This is a genomic window from Paenibacillus sp. PvP094 (assembly GCF_040546835.1).
In the GTDB taxonomy this organism is placed as follows: domain Bacteria; phylum Bacillota; class Bacilli; order Paenibacillales; family Paenibacillaceae; genus Paenibacillus; species Paenibacillus illinoisensis.
The window spans coordinates 5,959,103-5,977,767 of the sequence record NZ_JBEPOM010000001.1 but is presented as its reverse complement, the minus strand read 5'-3'; the positions used below and the strand labels follow the sequence as shown (position 1 = coordinate 5,977,767).

Here is an 18,665-nt window from a genome sequence, read left to right as displayed (position 1 = left end):
ATGACATTACACGAACGCAAATGAATGGTATACTAATTGAATATGCCCTCGGCAAACAACCCGTGGAATCGGGACGTCGGATTAGCTGTAGAGGAGGCTCCACATTGGCAAAAGCAAAAGTTGCAAAAAGACCTACCCGGGATGAATTTGAGCTGGAAGAGCTGGGGAATCAATTAGTTGAAGCGTATCATGAGCGTTCGGAAGTGCTGTTGACGGTATGGGGGAAAGAAGAGCAGGTGCAAGGGGTTATTGTTAAGCTGGATTCCCGTACTCGGCTGGTACATGTTGAACACTCTGAAGAGGAGTTCATGGCAAAAGTACCTTTTCTCGATATCATGCGGGTGGAATCTCCCCGTTATTAAGAAGTGCAATTTTAAATAATAGGGCATTCGCCCGGTCAAACCCGTTCTTCCTGCATAAGATATCCCATACCTGTTGCAGAGGAGGTACGGTCAATGAGCGAAGTATTAGGTGGAGAAACAAGAGGCTACGGATACGGAGGTTTCACTTCTGTAGGTGCCATTCTGGTTCTGTTCATCCTGTTGGTTATCATCTCCAAAGCGTTCTTGGTATAATTCATTTCTCCAAATGAATGAAGAAAGCTCTGCCATTCCGGCAGAGCTTTCTTTTATTCTGATTCGTTGCACATCTCATATGAAGAACATAAATTCGTTCATTGGCCGATTAGGTAGATAATCCATGTCAGTCGAACGTTCATTATGATAGAATAGGACCATTCCTAGAGAAAGCATGAGGTGTGTCAAACATGAGTAAAGAGCTAACACAAGCATTGAACCAACAGATGAACTTTGAATTTTATTCTGCCCATGTATACCTCGCGATGGCAGCATACTGTTCCAGTGAAAGTCTGGACGGCTTCGCGAATTTCTTCATTGTACAGGCTGAAGAAGAGCGATTCCATGGCATGAAAATATACAAGTTCCTGAATGATCGCGGACAACGCGCGACGCTGGAGGCTTTGCCGGAACCGAAAAATGAGTATACTTCTATGCTGGATGTGTTCGAGCACGGATATGCACATGAACAGCAAAACACGAAAAAATTCTACAACCTGGCTGACCTTGCCCTGAATGAGCGCGAGCATGCCACAATGTATTTCCTGAAATGGTTCATTGATGAGCAGGTAGAGGAAGAAGCGTTGTTTGACAGCATCATTCAGAAGCTGCGCCGTATTGAAAAAGACAGCAATGCCTTCTACATGCTTGACGCTGAGTTCGGTAAGCGTTCATTCACCGCTCCTGCAGAGTGATAGCGAGTGCAAGTTAGTCACACGTATTCCATGTTCATGGAGTATACCGTTCTACATATGAAAAGTCTGCCTTTGTGGTCATAACCCTGTCAAGTAGACAGTACAAAAAAGACAAGATTTAAGCTGCGGCCGTTTCCCGGTATTCTACCGGGGAACGGTCGTTTAGTTTTTTCTGAAACCGGTTTTGGTTGTAAAACAGTATGTATTCACTCACTTGCTGCTCAACCTCTGCTTTGTTTGCCGCCTTATTCAAGTATATTTTCTCGGTCTTTAAATGAGAGAAAAAAGACTCAATGCAAGCATTATCTAAGCAATTTCCACGCCTGGAATGACTGCCTAGTATGCCGAGCTGGTTCAGTTTACGGTTAAAGGGCTTCGACGTATATTGAAATCCTTGATCCGAGTGTAGGATTATGCCACTCAGATCCACGTGCTCACGGAGTCTATCCAGCGTTTCATGAACCAAAGCAAGGTCATTTCGTTCAGAAAGATGCCATGCAACAATTTCGTTATTGTATAAATCCTGAATAACAGAAAGATACACAAAGTGTTCTCCAGCTCGAATATAGGTAATGTCCGTAACCAGCTTCGTTCGTGGCGTATCCGCACGAAATTGGCGATCCAGCCGATTCGGGTTCACCACAGAGGCTTGTTTTCCAAAGAATCGACGTTTTTTTCGAATGACCGAACAGATGCCTAATTGTTTCATTAATCGGTACACCTTTTTATGGTTGACTCGGAGGCCTTCCCGGCGTAAAGCTACGGTCATTCGAAGATAACCAAAGTAGGGATGCACGCGATGGATGGCAAGCAAATGGGATTCTAGTTCATGTTCCTTGTGTCTACGCTCGTTTGCCGCTGCTATGCTTTTTCTCCACTTGTAATAACCCGAGCGGGAAACCGCAGCTAACTTCAAGAGCCAAGCCAGACCATGGCGTGCTCGTAGGTCCTCAATGATTTGAAATCTGGCCGCTTTACTCGTCACTCCTTGTGTAGATTTGGATACTGCTTTTTTAAGTATTCAATCTCCGCCCGCAAGTACGCCATCTCTTCTTCCATACTGGAAAACTTGGTTCTAGGGCGTCCCCGTTTGGACGTAACAGGCTCCAGACTCATTCCCTGTTTTGCTTTTGCTGCCCACACTTGTACCTGAGATTTATTTTGAATATCTAAACGTGTCGCTACTTCACGTATACTCATATGTTCTTCGTTGACCAGCCGGACTGCCTCCAATTTCAAATCCAAAGAGTACCGTCGGAATGTTTGTCCTTTTTTAGCCATGAAAAAATCCCCTTCGTTTACATGATTAAATTCATCTTAACAGATGTCTTTTTTCTCATGTCTACTAAAAGGGGATAATACCATTGTGCAGGCTTTTTTGCTGTGTTTTTTTAGTTCTAATGGATCAAAGAAGGAACAACTTCTAACTTGAATCTATCAGATCATTCAAAATAGGTTAATGAAACATATGTCAAAAAAGATCTATCCTGACGGGCATGATTTTCACTGCAAATCTATCAATTTCGTTTTATTTCCTTGGTTAATCTGACAAAAGTGTAACTCGAACGTAGCATTTGAAGCGAGAATGAGGCATGTCCTTTTTGTTAGTATTAGGATTATCGCCAAGGGATGCAATGAGAGATTCGAAGACACCCGGGGAAATACGAGACACAAGGGAGATTTATATTTATGCTACATATTCGCAAGTCATTTATTGCTGCACTCGCCATCTTACTTATGATTCCACTCTTGCTGCCTCAGTCAGCAGCCGCGAAGCCAAGTGCTTCAAGCTCTGCTGGAGCAAAAACGAATGCGAAGATCATATATCTTACGTTTGATGATGGGCCTACAGCCCATACAGGACAACTGCTGGATATCTTGGATCAGTATCATGCCAAAGCGACATTCTTTATGCTCGGACCGGAAATGAAGCAATTTCAAAAAGCAACGAAACGTATTGTTGCGGATGGGCATGGCTTGGGACTTCATGGTGTCACACACGTTCCTAGCAAGTTTTATCAATCGGCATATAGCGGCTTGAAGGAAATGCAGCAGGCGAATATGACGCTGAACAAAGTTGCCGGAGTGAAAACAAGTCTTGTTCGTACACCTTATGGCAGTAAGCCATATCTCAAATCATCTTACCGTAATGTGTTGCTTGCTCAGGGTGGATTCCACCTCTGGGATTGGAATGTGGACTCCGAAGATTGGAAATACAAGAAAGATCACCAAAAGGTCTACAATAGTGTAATGAAGCAGATCCACACGGTTCAGAAGAGCGGTACAACACCGGTTGTACTCATGCATGATCAGGAAGCGACGTTAAAAGTACTTCCGCAATTGCTAAAAACATTGAAAGCAGAAGGATACCAGTTCAAAGTATTGACCAAAAAAGTACAGCCAGTTAACTTCTGGAACGATAAACGTTAATCTAGTTAAACTCTATGGAAGTAATAATGAAACATAGTTCACTGGAAATAAAGACATCGAGGAGGCTATCATCATGAAAAAGCAAAAACGTTGGGTCATCGTTCCTGTTACCACTGCTGTGTTACTTGCGCTTGCAGGTTGTGGAGGGCAGGATAACAATACCTCACAGGCAAGCAATACGCCTACTTCGACTTCAGGAGAGCAAACTCAATCCGGAAGCGGTGGGGCCGATTTTTCGAACACATCAGAAGGAAACAACACGGCAGCAGGCTCAGTCAATAATGAAGATAGCTCAGAGGGTACCAGCACATCCGCAGGTGAAAAAACCGGAACACAAGGACAGTCCAGCATGAATGATGTCATCCAGGAAATTCGCAGCCAGTTGAAGATGAAGGATGCTGTTCTGCCGACTTCATTCGCCCTGGATAAAGGTAAACATCTGGCAGCAGCCATTCCTGTCAATTCGTCAGATGCTTTCAAAGTGAATTTCTATTCCGTAGATCAGTCCATTCCGGTCAATGATGCTTCTTTGACGTCTTCCACTAACGCACCAGATGTGCTCGCATTCTATGAAGTGAAAACCTATAAGGACCCAGATAGTTCAGGGATTTTCCCGGATACGGATCTGGACAACATTCCCGATGAAATGTCAGTTGATCTTGGACATGGAATCAAAGGCATGGCCGAAGGTGCCGCAGGGAGTCAGTATCTAACCTGGAAGGAAGGCAGATGGACGCTGCAAATCCGATCGGTTTCCGAAGATAAGATGAACAATCCGGGAATTGCCAAGAAAATGGTCGAGTACCTGGAATCACATACACTGCCTGCTCCGAAGGACAAAGGCTTCGTAAACGTGGAATATCCGAGTGGCGGGAAAACGGTGAATGTTACGATCTTATGGCAGGAAGGCAAGCAAATCCATCAGCTGCAAACGAACCAGGTGCCGAATAACGCATTAGGTATGGTTGCATCGGTCAAATAAATATACGTAAATAAAATAGCTTGGCTGGGAGTGGAAGCTCCTGACCAAGCTATTATTTGTGTCGTAATGGGTTGAAGCGGTACTTTCATTTGAACCAGCCCTTTTCCTTGGAACGGGTGATGGCTTCAATCCGATTGCTTGCATTTAATTTGTTCAAAATGATGGATATATAGTTGCGGACGGTACCGGTTGTAATAAAGAGGTGTTTGGCAATTTCCTTCGTGTTCTTGCCATCAGCCATGAGGCCGAGAACGGCATTCTCTCGCTCCGTAAGCGGATTTTCCTCTACATAGGCCTCGTCCACCAGATCAGGGGCGAAGATCCGGCGTCCGTTCATAACCTGGCGTATGGCTTCAGCCAATTCCTCGATCGGACTGTCCTTTAACAAGTAACCCCTAACTCCGCCTTTTAGTGCACGTTCGAAATACCCTGTTCGAGCAAAGGTCGTTAAGATAATGACTTTGCAGTTCGTTCCTTTCAGTTCCTCTGCAGCTTCCAGCCCACTTTTGATAGGCATTTCAATGTCCATTAGGCATATATCCGGTGTATGCTGCTGGACGAGTTCAAGCGCCTCCTGCCCGTTGCTTGCCCGGCCAACCACTTCCATGTCTTCTTCCAGATTAAGCAGGGAGGAGAGGGCACCCAGCATCATGCGTTGGTCTTCGGCGATGACGATTCTGATCATGTTTATTCCTCCTTGATTGGTTTGCGCACCAGCTTCGGTACCTGAATAATAAGCTGCGTCCCGTCTATGTTTGTTCCCGAGCGAATATCCAGACAACCATTAACAAATTCCAGTCGTTCCTTCATGCCAAGAATTCCTGTACCGCGGCGTTCTTTGTTATTACTGTGTTCCATTCCAATTCCATTGTCATGAACAGTTAATATGTTATCGGAAGGTGTTTCTTTCAGGCTGATGGTACACATTGTTGCCTGGCTATGCTTGACCACATTCGTAACGGCCTCTTTCAGACACATCCCCATCACATTTTCATTAAGCTGAGAGGTGTCCTGCAGCTTGGGGTTGCCATCCAGCTTGAACTCGATCGCAGCAGCCTTCAGGATCTGCTCGGCACGATACAATTCATCAACCAGCTGTGTTCCGCGCATGGTAGTAACCATTTCCCTAACTTCCTTGAGTGCTGTGCTTGCCGTTTGACGCAAGTCGTTTAGCTCCGCCTCAGCCTGCTCGGGATTGACACGAAGCAGGCGTTTCGCCAGATCGGTCTTGAGTCCAATCAAGGAGAGTTTTTGTCCAAGTGTATCGTGCAGATCCCTGGCGATCCGCTGGCGTTCTTCCATTTTGACCAAATCATCCAGTCGTTTGTTGGCATTTTCCAGCTGCCCCTCCAACTGCTCCCGTTTGTTTTTGTTATATGTGCTTACCGGGAGAAGAATGGATGCCATCAGACTGATGAATACAAATGGAAATTGACTAAGCAGCCTGGAGCTCTGAATGATAAATCCGTAATTTATGGTCAGAAAGCTAGCCGCCAGATTTACCGTATACAGGGTGATGAAGCCAGCTTTATTTTTAATATTCCCAATGAAAAAAGCTAGAAACAGGGAGAAATATGCATAATCATACGCGATCGTCATCGTTATGGAAATGGCAATCAGCAGACCGATCCACATATATACCTGCCAGCCTTTGGTGATGAACGCAAGCAAATAACAGACAAAGAAGACAAGAATGATCACGATTCCTGTCACCAAGGTCCACAGTTTTGAATACTGCGAAATATAATAGAAAGGAAGGATGAAAAAGACAAGCCATACGTACGGATTTAAACCTGTATTTTTATAAAAGAGCTGTGACCACTTTTGAATGGAATTCTCCTCCTTGAGCGTGATTCTTGTACTCCAACTTTAGCCTGACTGTAGCACGACTTCAGCCTGAATACAAGAAAACGAATCCGACAGAGTTTAAGGCTTCTCTGTCAGACCCGCTTGATTGGTTACGCGTATAGGTGGCTTGGCATAAGGCTTGCGGTATATCGATTTGATTTCCCTGAAGCTGATAAATCGTTTGGATTCCTCATCCCACAGGCGGAAGCGAAGGGCTGCCAGACTGGAACGAAGGGTAATTGTCGTTGCCTTTTGCAGCGGTGGTGTCGCATTATGTGCCTCTTCCAGGTAATAGTTCGGTACACGCGGACTCAGGTGATGCACATGGTGAAATCCAATATTACCGCTGATCCATTGCAGCAGCTTCGGCAGCTTGTAATACGAACTGCCTTCGACAGCAGCCTTAACGTAACTCCATTCATCCTCATGCTCGAAGTAGGTGTCTTCAAACTGATGCTGAACGTAGAACAGCCAGATCCCGAAGAAACCGGAGAAGAAGAAGACAGGAGCCTGCACCATAACAAAGGCCTGCCATCCGACCAGCCAGCACATGAATGCATAGAGTACAACGATTAGTGCTGTAGTCAGATGGGTGTTGATGCGTTCTTTGCGACGAGCAGCCTTGCGGTTAAAACGGTAAGCGAGCAGAAATACATAGATCGGACCGATCCCGAACATAACTACCGGGTTACGATAGATGCGATACCATAAGCGTCCCCAAGGGGATGCTGCTTTGTATTCTTCAACCGTCATGACCCAGATATCGCCTACTCCACGTTTGTCGAGATTGCTGCTGGTGGCATGGTGTATGGAATGCTCAGCTTTCCATTGCTGGTAGGGAGTAAGGGTCAATACACCTGTAATGGTACCGAGAATGTCATTGGCACGTTTGTTTTTGAAAAAGGAACCGTGACAGCAGTCATGAAAAATAATGAAGGTTCGAAGTACAAATCCTGATGCCACCAAGGCAATCGGGAAGGTTAGCCAATACGAAACAGATAAGCTGTAGTAAGCGGCTGCCCACAACAAGAAGAGTGGAAGAATCGTATTTATGATTTGTCGGATACTTAATCGTAGATCATTTTTCTCGTAAGGGGTAACTTCTTTTTTCAGTGCCATTTCTTTTGCTCTGTTCATGAATGGTAGTCCTCCTTCAGTCGTTATAACCAAGCACGGCTATAACCCGCGTTTCCCTGATGTGTCTTGGAGGGAAGCGTTTTTACCATTGTAAAAGAATCGATGTCATCCGGTAAGTCACAAACGTCAGCCATCTGTAATGATGAATATCAAGGATGACACATGACGTTTGTCATGGTTGGTGTCCATTTGGCGCTCAGGATGGAGCTGACCAGAAGGCGATTTTCCGATTCCTTTGCACATTTCGTGCAACAATTTGTATTATGTATACAAATTTTGCTGGTGACATGGTAGAATCTATCATTGTGAGTGCACATGACAACTTATGAGCCTGATGGATAGGTTAATTTCTGAAGGAATGGAAGGAATACATGATGAAGAAACGATTAACGGATATTTTATTTATTATGGCGGGGGCATTCTTATTTGCCCTGGCGGTGAATCTGTTCGTCATTCCAAATGATCTTGCTGAGGGTGGCGTTACGGGGATCACCATTATTTTGTATTATCTGCTCGAATGGTCGCCCGGCTTAATGAACTTGATTCTGAACGGGATTTTGTTAATTGTGGGTTATCGGTTTCTGGACAAGACCACGACGGTGTATACGATTATTGCGGTGGTATTCAATTCCTTGTTCCTGCATCTGACTGAGAGTTGGACGATTGATTCGCATGAGCTGTGGATCAATACGATTTTTGGCGGATTATTTGCCGGTCTCGGGATTGGTTTGATTGTGAGAGTTGGCGGCACAACCGCGGGAACCGTCATCTTGGCGAGACTCGCCAATAAGTATCTGGATTGGAACATCAGCTATGGCCTTCTGTTTTTTGATCTGATCGTGGCGTTCTCCTCTTTCTTCATTATCGGGGCACAGGGACTCATGTGTACGATTGTCATGCTGTTTGTTGGAACCAAAACGATGGAATTTATCATAGAAGGGCTGAATCCGAAAAAGGCGGTTACCATCATCTCGACGAAGCAGGATGCGATTGCGAAGCAGGTCATCGAGAAAATGGATCGCGGTGTAACGGTTCTGTCGGGCCATGGTTACTATACGAAAACACCGAAAGAAATTCTCTATATTGTCATTAGCAAACAGGAAGTTCCCATGTTGAAGAAGATTGTACGTGCTGAGGATGAGATCGCGTTTATCACGATTCACGATGTTCGTGACGTGTTCGGCGAAGGATTTATCGAACTATCCAAAACATAATGTATATATGGAAGAAAACCGTGGTGAATGATGACCGCGGTTTTTTTTGGTATCCAAAAAGCCCTTCTCCATCGAGAAGGGCTTAAGACTTTCATTAATGATGAGTTCCTTTTCTGATTACACCGTACTTAACAGTGACATGACAGTGCTTTTTAACCTTGGTGGGAACATATTTGATTTTAGTAACACAAGTTTTGGTAATCTTTTTGTAATAGCATTTCGTTACGGGTGGATGACATCTATGCTTCTTTCTATTCATTGCGACCCCTCCTGACTAGTGATAGTTCATTCTATGTAAGGGTCATCATTTCGGAAACATATAAACGTCTAAAATACCAAAATGGACTTAACGGAAGGCTAGCATATTTGGATTTAGTTAATACCAAGTGAGTTAGATCACAGATAGGATAGATATATAGAAATATAAAATAAATATGGGATAATATTCTATATATAGGATAGACAAAAAAGATGTATTGAAATAAAAACATAACAATGACCACGGAAGGAGAGATTGATATAACAAAACGCCCTCTGGTTCTCACATTACTTGTATTTTCTATATTAATCGTATTGTTATGGGGGGATTCTGTATCCACGCACCATGTAAAAGAGTTGACTTTTGAAAGTATAGATTCGATCGAAGCAGTAGGATTTGTGTCCAAAACTAACACTGAGAACGCTCAGTATTACTTTAGCACCATTAATGAAGCTGACAACAAAGCATTTGTAAATCAAGTGGAATACATTATCCGAAATATGCAGAATCATCTGGATATTCCTCGCAAGGAGAAAACAATTCAAATTTATCTGAATAAGGATGGAGAAATCCCTTTTAATAATAGTTTGACTCGTGTAGTTGTATCTGAAGATCGGGAACAGTCTCTTGGGGCAGTCGTTAGTTATTTGAGTGACTATAAACTTCCTGCTTGGTTAAGTGTTGGACTGGAATTGTATTGGCAAAATGATAATGAAGTGAGTAGGTCCTCTGACGTATTAGAAGGAGGTATCCATAATAGGATTAACAAAGCAAAATCTTGGGGATATCCAGATTTCGGGGATGCCTGGTTTATCCCCAATTATCTCGACGAAGAAGTTGTGGGAGAAGCACAACAGATTGCCTATATGTTTGTTCAATATCTGGATCAAGAGGAACAGTTACAGTCTGTTGTTGATATATTCTTGAAGGATAAAAATGTAGATTTAAATCTACTAAGACAATATTGGAGTGAATTCATTGAAACTCCTAACAGTGATATTGATACAAGTTATCGTTATATTTTTTCATATGAAGAGATTTGGTTTGAAGTTCATTCAGATAAAGTTAAAGCGAGATATAAAAAAGAAAACTGGATTCATCAACAGGTAGTTGAGTATCAAAACTATTTGAATCAAGGTGTTCGTGATGTAGAGAATTGGATGGACTACACATTGGATCATCCGCTGACGTTTACAATCTATCCACATATAAACGCATATAAGCCTAATTATGGTGGGCTCACATATAAATCAGGAGATGATTACGCAATTGACTTGTATCAGGTCTTTGAAGTTCCACCTTACAGAGCGGTACATGAGACTGTTCACGCAATAACTTTTCGTATGGGGATTTTTTCGGATTTCTATCCTTTAACAGAAGGGCTTGCTGAAGCTTTAATGTATGAATTTGAGGCTAAGAACAGGCAGTATGTATACAACAAGTCTAAAGAGGACCTCAATTTCACTTATGAAAGAAGAAACGAAAATACTCTACTCTACAATGTAATTCAAAAATATGAAAAATACACGGGACAATCTTATCAACCATCTAACCCCATAGATTTAATAGCAGTCATGCACGTGTGGGCTAATATGGCGTCTAAGAAAGGATGGGAAAATCCACTGGATTCTCTTAAATATAATTCAGGATACCCAGGATACAACGAAGATCTGGATGATTACAACAAAGCAGCCTCATTCGTCCATTATTTAATTCAAACATATGGAAAAGAGAAATTCATGGTGATTTATGCAGATATTACAAAAGTTAAAGAAACATACAATGTTGATTTGGAAAGTTTAATAAAAGAATGGAAAGAATTTTTATACGATTAGCCTTAAATACTTAGTAGGGATTGTGAGAGATTGGAAACGAACCCGTATGGGAACGATCCAATCCTTTTTTGTCTACTTCTATTCACTTGCTGGAATAGATTAATAATCTTTTCACTACCTATACATGTGTCTCTCAACTTCGGACAGAGCCACATTCACATCTTCCTCTGAATTATCAATATAAACGACGGAAGAAGCAGGCAGCGGCCAGGCCACTTGCTTGCGGGCAAGGGAAGCGGTGAAGGTATCCCAGTTAGCCAGTTTATATTCATCAAGAGGAGATTGTCTTGCCACAATACGTTTGTAATACAACTGTTCGTTCGCCAAATAAATGTAGGCTACGCGAACATCCGTATCTTCCAGTGAGCGTCCGATTCGGCTGAGCTCTTGCTCAATCCAATTCGTTGTTTCGGTTTCTTTGGTAAACGGTCCGACGACCACAGTATCGATTCCTAATTGAACGTTATCCAGGGCCGCATCCATTGTGATGCGATATCCCAGATCACGACATAAGCGTTTGTATTCTGGTGAATCCCGGTCAGATGGATCCAGTCCCTGAAGCGTCATGATTGCCTCGGCTGCCGGGCGGAGCAGGATATCCATATCGAAGAAGGCTGCCTTATATTTACGGGAAAGGGCCTTGGCCAGGGTCGTTTTGCCGCTGCCGGCACCGCCGAGAAAGAAAATCAGTTTACTCATGAGAGTCACCCTCCTTAATAGAGTTATTTTATCACAAAGCAGATCGAAACGATGGATAGACAGAAAAGGAAGAATAAGGTAGTATAATACCTAGATTAACTATGCATAGGTTTCCGATGTAATAATTTGAATGACAGAAAGGAGGAGAATTTATATGAATGTAAACAAACAAATGATTAAAGGAAGTACAGAAACTCTAATTTTGACGTTATTGCACAATCAGCCACTTTACGGTTATGAATTGATTAAAGAACTTCACCGTCAATCGGAAGGTGTATTTAATTTGAAAGAAGGCACATTATATCCCATCCTCCATGCCATGGAGATTGAAGGTTGGGTGGAATCCTATTGGATGGAGGTAGATGGCCGAAAACGTAAATACTATTCCATTCGAGACAAGGGCGTGGAGGCTTTGCAGCACAAAAAAACCGAGTGGCTTTTATTCCGACGTGCTGTGGATCGTGTACTTGGGGAGGGAGGCTTAACATGACGGATCAACACGATAAGATTAAACGTTATCTGGACGAGATGTGCAGTCAAGTCAAAGCTCGTGAAGTACATACCGATCTGCGTGATGAATTGGGAAACCACATAAGAGAAATGATGTTGGATAAGGAACAGGAGGGCTTAACTCAGGAAGAAGCAGCCGAGTATGCCATAGAGCAAATGGGTGATCCCGCAGCAGTAGGCAAAAGCATGCATAGGCTGCATCGTCATCGGATGCATTGGGGACTGATAATCGGATTGATCAGTTTAGCTATCGTTAGCCTGTTTTTGATGTGGATTTTTTCAACCAATGTCACGGATGATAGGTTTCAGAACTTTTATAACATTCAAGTGGTTTACACTATCATAGGAATGTTATTTATGTCCTTCTTTAAGTTCTTCGATTATCGCAAATGGAGAAAAGTCGCTTGGTGGATATATATCCTCATTAATACCATGTTGATGATCAATTCAATGATATCCTCAAGTATCAATGGGATTTACAGATACTATAACGCATATGGATTTGTATTAGATCTGACTACTGCTGCAATGTGGGTATTACCACTTGCCGTAGGTGCTATTTTGCTGGACAAGCTTCGTTTCAATTGTAATGCCAAATCCATATTATCCTATATAGCGATGGTGGCGTTACCGGCGGCACTGTTGTTTCAGATATCGGATTGGGTACGCCTTGTGATGTTCGGGATCATTTCACTAGTTTTATTTGGTTGGATCACGCGTAAATGGCTCTATACAGCTATAGCCACAGTTATAACTGCAAGTATGGGTTTATTGTTGTTGCTTACAACGGATTCTTACCATCGTTTGGAAAGATTCTTGGTTGTGTTCAATCTTGAGGATGATTCAATGGGAAATGGCTACTACAACCATTCCATCGCGGGCATCCTTCAATCAGCTGGATGGTGGGGAAATGGGCTAGAAACAGCATTTGACCGATTTAAAACGAGTTATTTTGATTACCCAGGTGTGCTGCTAATCGATGTGTTTGGTTGGGCAGCCGGAATAGGGCTATTGGTGGCTATCATCTGGTTTGTTGCAAGTATGGTAAATACGCTCCCTCGCATTCAGGATGACTTTGGTCGAATGATTATCGTCATTATTACGTCCATGTTTGCACTGCAGATGATTTATTCGCTGGCAATGACCACTGGTAGAGTTCCGATTTTAAGTGTGGTCTTTCCTTTTATAGGATACGGCAACCATCTCATCTTTGATTATGCCATGATGGGATTGCTTCTTGGTGTGTATCGCCGCAAAGACACCGTTTCACTGAAGAACAACAAAAGCCAACAAACGGCGAGACCAATACAATGAGCAGATCTATTATCATGCAGACATTAACTGAATGTAATTTTGTCTTTCAATCTTCTAACACTGTACTTCCAGATGGAAACCAGATATGGCGCAAGTTGACCCAGCCCTGACTATTAAACGATAGCCCGCGCACGGAAGGCAGATAGGCGGTTTCCACCGGTTTCTCAGATAAATGAAACATCAGATGGTGGTCCAGCAAGAAATGTTCAATCCGGTCAAGGCCTGCAGTTCGATCTGTCATTAATGGTGACTCCGTAACGGTTTGCAGCATCATCTGCACACGCCATTGTGTGGGTTTATCCAGATGTTCCGACAGGGTTAGATAGAGGTCTGTTCTGCGTAATTCTTCATCCCGGTCCCGGATCAGGGAGAATAAAATGAGATCGGACTCCATCCGCAATGGACCTTTGAATTGTTCCATCGTTGCCGTATGAATCTTGCAAGCATATCCACATTGTTCAAGTTTGGCTGCTATCACAGCAGCATCTTTCCGATATTGTGGAATGGTAGCCAGCTGTAAGGGAATCGACTGATCCTTGTCCAAGGGTTTTTCAGAGGATTGGATCACGCCAGAAATACACTCATATAGATGAGTTCGAAGAGCCGGATCGCTGAGCGGTCCGGTTTTTTGCGTGTTACAAGTGAGCAGCTTGTTCACCATGACGCCAGCACTAATTTGTATCCAGTCAGCACCCTTAGCGGCAGCCGGATTCGGAACAAGGTGGAAGAAAGGCGTTTCCGCTTCGCCATGTTCTCCCCATTCGGTCTCGGCGCTCCAAGGAATCTGCAGAATATCCACCCGGTCCAGATGGGCTCTTCCTTGAAAGTAGGCCGGGAATGCTTCCAGTCTGCACAGGTGTTCATCCCATAACGTCACCTTGAAGGGGCCAGTTCCAACAGGCTTTGGCATGGACGTTGATTCAACTGACTTGTCATCGCCAGGCTTCATGGTACTGTCCGAAGGGACTATGACTGCACGGCTTGTGGCTAGAAAGGACAGAAATAATTCATGCGGTGCTTTGAGTCGGAAAACTACGGTGAGCGAGTTCAGGGCTTCGACAGACAGAATCTGTCTGCTCACATCTCGATACAATGTCCGTCGCTCTGTAGAGTGTAACCTGGCAAACGTATGCACCACATCTTCTGCAGTCAATCGTCCTCCATTGTGAAACAAGACACCTTTGCGCAAATGAAAAAGCCAGGTTTTCCGATCTGGGCTAACATCCCAGGTGTGGGCAAGACACGGAACGATGTCTCCTTGCTCATTACGCTGAACCAGTCCATCAAACACATGACTGGTGACAAAGGACTCGGCAAGTAGATTAATATACAGAGGATCCAGAGCATGAAGCTGCTGCTGAAGTGGCAGCCTCAACGTATCAATTCGCTCGTTATGCTCTCCTGCTTCCGTATGATGGCCCGAGTAACCGAGCAGCCAGTGGTTTAAATGCTCCCGCATCATGGTCGAGGTGGAGAAGGCACGCACCTGTTCAGCGGCTTGATGCAATTCCCGGCGATTGAGGGCTTGCATCATATATTCTGCTGCGATCTGTTCGGCTGATACGAGCAGCGTGAGTGTTGACCTGCGACCTCGGCCACGCTGAGAGATCCAGCGAATCCAGTCGCAGGCCGCCATTTTTTTGACAATGGTAAGCGTATTTCGATGTGTGCAATCGAGCAGTTCTGCGAGCTCGGAGAGAGTAGCTTCATGCTCGGTCATATCACCAAAGCGGTTATGAAGCAGCAAATACTGTTGATGCAGTTTCACGATTTCAAGCCTCCTCGGAAATAGAGCTGGTGGTGCAACCGAACTAAAATAAGAAATTTTATTTCCTATAATTTCTCTTTATCTTCTTATTTTATCATCTAGAATAAAGTCTAGAAAGATAATGGAGGTTTTTCCCATGATTGAGAAAATACTGGTTTCACCGAATCGTGCTTTGATTACGCTGTTGTCTGCCTTGATGCTGGCGGTCATTCATCAGTATTTGTTTTATGAAAGAGAGGTGGGCGTATCGTATCTGCTTTTTGTGCTTCTCTTTTATGCATTTATGTATGTGTTTGCGAAGGATCGAATTCGGACTTTAACCCTGATTGACGCATGGATGGCTGCGGTCGTACTCATGCTCGCGCTAACCTTTTTACTTTTTGACAATGAACTGCTGCGTGTTCTCAATTTTCTGCTTGTCCCCGGTTTGATTATTTTACATATGACTTATTTGGCTGGACGTAAGCGGAAGCAGTGGTGGGATCTCCGAATCATCGGTACCTCCCTAGATCATTTGCTGCCACAATCGATTCGCCACTGGGGGACCATCGCAGGCATTGTGGTAAAAGCAGGGGGACGTGGAATGGGGAAGTCCCAGAAAGCAGTTCTGGTCAAAGTTTTCATTGGACTGGCCGCATCCTTCCCGATCCTCATTGTGGTGGTTGCATTGCTGACTTCCGCAGATGGCGTATTCAATCAATATTTGTCTGGTTTTCCGGAATGGTTGAACCATCTGACTCTAACACCTGGATTTCCGAGAATCCTCTGGATTATCATAGGAGGCATTTTGCTGTTTAGTTATGTATGGGGATTCGTTCAACCTATGGAGTACGAAGCCGAGAAGAGGGAGAACGCCCATTGGAAAAATGCAGCCTTGTTATCACCTGCAGCAGTGGGGGTCTCCGATCATGACCATGCAGGCCAGCAGAATACAGAAACCGAATCAAGCAAGACGGGTGAAGCCAAAGCCCATGTACAAGCCATCCGTACCGGCAGGGAAACAGTGAAGCTGGATCCCATCATCGTGGGCACCATGCTGTTCGTTATGAACTGTGTGTATGTATTGTTTGTATTTGTACAGTTTTCCTACCTGTTTGGTGCAGGGAGTGGGCATCTTCCCTCTGACCTGTCTTACGCAGAATATGCCCGCAGTGGTTTTGCCGAACTTGTGCTGGTCACCAGTATTAACTTTTTCATTTTGATTGTTGCACTCCAATGTACCAGACCGAGTGGGAGAACAGCTACGATTATTCATCAGGTGCTTCTGCTTATTCTTGTAGGCTGCACAGCCATCATGCTGTATTCTGCGTTTATGCGTCTCCATCTGTACGAACAGGCTTACGGGTACACGTATATTCGTTTCCTGGTACATGCATTTATGATTTTTCTGGCATTGCTGCTTTTCATAGCTGGTTTACGCATCCGATATACCTCCATTCCACTGCTTCGCTGGTACATTGTACTGTCACTTACAGCTTATACAGCTGTCAATTATGTGGGTATGGATAACCGGATCGCCGAGCTGAACGTGGAACGTTACCATAAGACAGGGAACATTGATGCAGCTTATCTGGCGAATTTGTCAGCGGATGCGATTCCGCAGTTACGGAAGTTTGCGCAAGAGGAATTCCCGGCGCTGAAGGATCATTTATTGGAGCGTGAAGCTTACATAAATGAGAGAGAAAACAGCAGTTCCTGGCCTTCTTTTAATGTGGCAAGATATAGGGCTGCGAAGGAATTGTCCAAATTGAGAACGGAATAGCGATCGATGATGGCATTTAAGCCGTGAATTTATGCAAAACGGATATGTAAGTGTTATAATATAAAAATGAACCTATAAAGGGGGTGAATCCCTTGTTTGAACTTCAGGAGTTATTGCCTTATTTATTCTCAATAGGGCTTATTTTCACCGTGAGCTATGCCTACATTGCCCATCTGCACTGTGGAATGACTGAGTACTGGATGGAAGGCGGAGACGGAGACGGCGTCGAATCCGGACTCCCTGCATTGACGCTGGATGGACAGCATAGACCTGAAGATTTAACCAGGATGATCAGACGTAGAGAAGCACCGGATGAAGATGAGCCAGATTGTACATCCTCGTTGGACACATTGAAACCCAATCAACGAGGAGGATATATATGGAACATAAGACAAGCAAGGGGTTCACTTTTACATCTGGCAAGGGACGGATTTATGGGCTGACTGCCATTTTATTTGCAGTCATGCTTTTGGCCGGATGCAGTAACAATGTTTCGGAGATTAACGCATCAACACCTGGATTCTTCAATCACTATATTGTATTTCCGCTGTCGTATCTGATTCAGCACATTGCATCCATCTTTGGTGGCAGTTACGGCGTCTCCATTATCGTGATTACTTTGGTCATTCGGCTTGCGCTGCTGCCTTTGATGATGCGGCAGGCCAAATCCCAGCAGGGAACCCGTGTGATCATGAATGCCATGAAGCCCGAGATGGATGCACTCAAGAAAAAATACGAGGGCAAGAATGATGCTGCAGATCGTCAGAAGCTCTCCCAAGAGACGATGGAGCTGTACAAAAAGCATAATTTTAATCCACTGAATATCGGCTGCTTGCCGCTGTTGATTCAGCTGCCGATCCTTTCGGGGATATACACGGCGATTCGGCTAACGCCAGAGTTGTCTTCACATTCTTTTTTGTGGTTCAAACTCGGGGCACCCGATTATGTGCTTGCTGTTGTGGTTGCGGTTATTTACCTGATTCAGGCAAAAGTTTCACAGGCCAATATGGCACCTGAACAGCGGAAGCAGTTTGCAATCATGGGGTACATTTCACCGCTGATGATGGCCTTTTTCTCTCTGACAGCACCCGCAGCCATGCCGCTCTATTGGACGGTTGGCGGTTCATTCCTTGTCCTTCAGACGTTATTGTTCCGTAAACTGTATCCGGTGGAGCATCCTCAGGAAACGGTAATCCTGCAGGAGAAAAAGATCAAACCAGCCAAAGGAACCAAACCCGCAAAATCCTAGGTGTGACTTATCAACAAAAAACGCTATGAGAAGCGCAAGCTGGTTAGGTGTACTCAAGCGAATAGAACAAAAGAAGCGTAATCCGTAGATGGATTACGCTTCTTTTTTGTTCCTTCATTTCTTAAACGGCACGATCAACCTTAAGTTGGAATCGGGATACGATATACCATTGAATGCGATATATACTGTGAAGAAGGGTGGTAAGCCATCCACATCCAATCTTCAATATATAAATAGAGAACGCCCTAATCCTCTATATAAAGTATCCCGGAGTGTGTGGAATCGAATGATTCAAACTACAGAAGTGCATATTTGGTCGTAATTCAAATTGATTATTTTGGCTCACCTCTCCAATCTGCTATGATGGAACCAGAATCATGACAAGAGC

18 protein-coding genes are annotated in these 18,665 nt (G+C 44.0%); 12 read left to right on the top strand and 6 right to left on the bottom strand.

The window, feature by feature from the left end; translation table 11 throughout:
* Window positions 1-104: 104 nt before the first annotated feature.
* The 3 genes from ABIC22_RS26975 (at window position 105) to ABIC22_RS26965 (ending at window position 1,270) form a co-directional block, all read left to right on the top strand.
* Entirely contained in the window at window positions 105-362 is a 258-nt protein-coding gene (locus ABIC22_RS26975; protein WP_354485131.1) for a YolD-like family protein, read from the top strand.
* Between the two features lie 93 nt (window positions 363-455).
* Window positions 456-575, top strand: a complete 120-nt coding sequence (locus ABIC22_RS26970; RefSeq protein WP_017688846.1) for a hypothetical protein — start codon at window positions 456-458, stop codon at window positions 573-575.
* A 191-nt stretch (window positions 576-766) separates the two neighbouring features.
* Window positions 767-1,270, top strand: coding sequence for a ferritin (locus ABIC22_RS26965; RefSeq protein WP_095287527.1), 504 nt, complete (start codon window positions 767-769; stop codon window positions 1,268-1,270).
* A 118-nt stretch (window positions 1,271-1,388) separates the two neighbouring features.
* Here the strand turns inward: ABIC22_RS26965 and ABIC22_RS26960 are convergent.
* Window positions 1,389-2,551 (bottom strand): IS3 family transposase gene (locus ABIC22_RS26960; protein ID WP_483312531.1). Its coding sequence is split into 2 segments (ribosomal slippage): window positions 1,389-2,287 and window positions 2,287-2,551, totalling 1,164 coding nucleotides; the frame shifts between segments, so codons are not numbered across the junction.
* Window positions 2,552-2,959: 408 nt separating this feature from the next.
* On the opposite strand from ABIC22_RS26960, the gene ABIC22_RS26955 reads away from it, so the two are divergent.
* Together ABIC22_RS26955 and ABIC22_RS26950 are read left to right on the top strand one after the other, a co-directional pair.
* Window positions 2,960-3,700, top strand: a complete 741-nt coding sequence (locus ABIC22_RS26955; RefSeq protein WP_354485129.1) for a polysaccharide deacetylase family protein — start codon at window positions 2,960-2,962, stop codon at window positions 3,698-3,700.
* Window positions 3,701-3,773: 73 nt separating this feature from the next.
* Window positions 3,774-4,682, top strand: coding sequence for a hypothetical protein (locus ABIC22_RS26950; RefSeq protein ID WP_354485127.1), 909 nt, complete (start codon window positions 3,774-3,776; stop codon window positions 4,680-4,682).
* A gap of 85 nt (window positions 4,683-4,767) precedes the next feature.
* Here the strand turns inward: ABIC22_RS26950 and ABIC22_RS26945 are convergent, their stop codons facing one another.
* From ABIC22_RS26945 to desA, 3 genes are all read right to left on the bottom strand, one after another.
* Window positions 4,768-5,367 (bottom strand): response regulator transcription factor, encoded by a 600-nt coding sequence (locus tag ABIC22_RS26945; protein ID WP_127536079.1) that lies wholly within the window; start codon window positions 5,365-5,367, stop codon window positions 4,768-4,770.
* A gap of 2 nt (window positions 5,368-5,369) precedes the next feature.
* Window positions 5,370-6,512: a sensor histidine kinase gene (locus ABIC22_RS26940; protein ID WP_127536078.1), complete on the bottom strand. Its 1,143-nt coding sequence runs from the start codon at window positions 6,510-6,512 to the stop codon at window positions 5,370-5,372.
* Window positions 6,513-6,608: 96 nt separating this feature from the next.
* Window positions 6,609-7,667, bottom strand: a complete 1,059-nt coding sequence (gene desA, locus ABIC22_RS26935; RefSeq protein WP_354485124.1) for a Delta(5) desaturase DesA — start codon at window positions 7,665-7,667, stop codon at window positions 6,609-6,611.
* Between the two features lie 374 nt (window positions 7,668-8,041).
* On the opposite strand from desA, the gene ABIC22_RS26930 reads away from it, so the two are divergent.
* The gene (locus tag ABIC22_RS26930) at window positions 8,042-8,881 is read left to right on the top strand and encodes a YitT family protein (protein WP_354486115.1); all 840 of its coding nucleotides are present in this window, start codon (window positions 8,042-8,044) and stop codon (window positions 8,879-8,881) included.
* A 495-nt stretch (window positions 8,882-9,376) separates the two neighbouring features.
* Window positions 9,377-10,975 (top strand): hypothetical protein, encoded by a 1,599-nt coding sequence (locus tag ABIC22_RS26925; RefSeq protein WP_354485122.1) that lies wholly within the window; start codon window positions 9,377-9,379, stop codon window positions 10,973-10,975.
* A 114-nt stretch (window positions 10,976-11,089) separates the two neighbouring features.
* Here ABIC22_RS26925 and ABIC22_RS26920 read toward each other — a convergent pair whose 3' ends face one another.
* The gene (locus tag ABIC22_RS26920; protein ID WP_127536074.1) at window positions 11,090-11,674 is read right to left on the bottom strand and encodes a P-loop nucleotide/nucleoside kinase family protein; all 585 of its coding nucleotides are present in this window, start codon (window positions 11,672-11,674) and stop codon (window positions 11,090-11,092) included.
* 154 nt (window positions 11,675-11,828) lie between these two features.
* Here ABIC22_RS26920 and ABIC22_RS26915 point away from each other — a divergent pair, with 154 nt between their 5' ends.
* Window positions 11,829-12,164, top strand: coding sequence for a PadR family transcriptional regulator (locus ABIC22_RS26915; protein WP_127536073.1), 336 nt, complete (start codon window positions 11,829-11,831; stop codon window positions 12,162-12,164).
* On the top strand, window positions 12,161-13,498 hold the full coding sequence (locus ABIC22_RS26910; RefSeq protein ID WP_354485120.1) for an FtsW/RodA/SpoVE family cell cycle protein: 1,338 nt from the start codon (window positions 12,161-12,163) through the stop codon (window positions 13,496-13,498). The genes ABIC22_RS26915 and ABIC22_RS26910 overlap by 4 nt, the downstream gene beginning before the upstream one ends.
* A 46-nt stretch (window positions 13,499-13,544) precedes the next feature.
* Here the strand turns inward: ABIC22_RS26910 and ABIC22_RS26905 are convergent, their stop codons facing one another.
* A complete protein-coding gene (locus ABIC22_RS26905) occupies window positions 13,545-15,266 on the bottom strand; it encodes an ABC transporter substrate-binding protein (protein WP_354485118.1) in 1,722 nt (573 codons plus the stop codon).
* A 136-nt stretch (window positions 15,267-15,402) separates the two neighbouring features.
* Here ABIC22_RS26905 and ABIC22_RS26900 point away from each other — a divergent pair, with 136 nt between their 5' ends.
* The 3 genes from ABIC22_RS26900 to yidC all read left to right on the top strand — a co-directional run bounded on the left by ABIC22_RS26900 (window position 15,403) and on the right by yidC (window position 18,277).
* The gene (locus ABIC22_RS26900; protein WP_354485116.1) at window positions 15,403-17,028 is read left to right on the top strand and encodes a DUF4153 domain-containing protein; all 1,626 of its coding nucleotides are present in this window, start codon (window positions 15,403-15,405) and stop codon (window positions 17,026-17,028) included.
* A 92-nt stretch (window positions 17,029-17,120) separates the two neighbouring features.
* Entirely contained in the window at window positions 17,121-17,471 is a 351-nt protein-coding gene (locus tag ABIC22_RS26895; RefSeq protein ID WP_354485114.1) for a hypothetical protein, read from the top strand.
* Complete coding sequence (gene yidC / locus ABIC22_RS26890; protein ID WP_354485112.1) at window positions 17,408-18,277, top strand: membrane protein insertase YidC; 870 nt, start codon at window positions 17,408-17,410, stop codon at window positions 18,275-18,277. Before ABIC22_RS26895 ends, yidC begins: the two co-directional genes overlap by 64 nt.
* Window positions 18,278-18,665 lie beyond the last annotated feature (388 nt).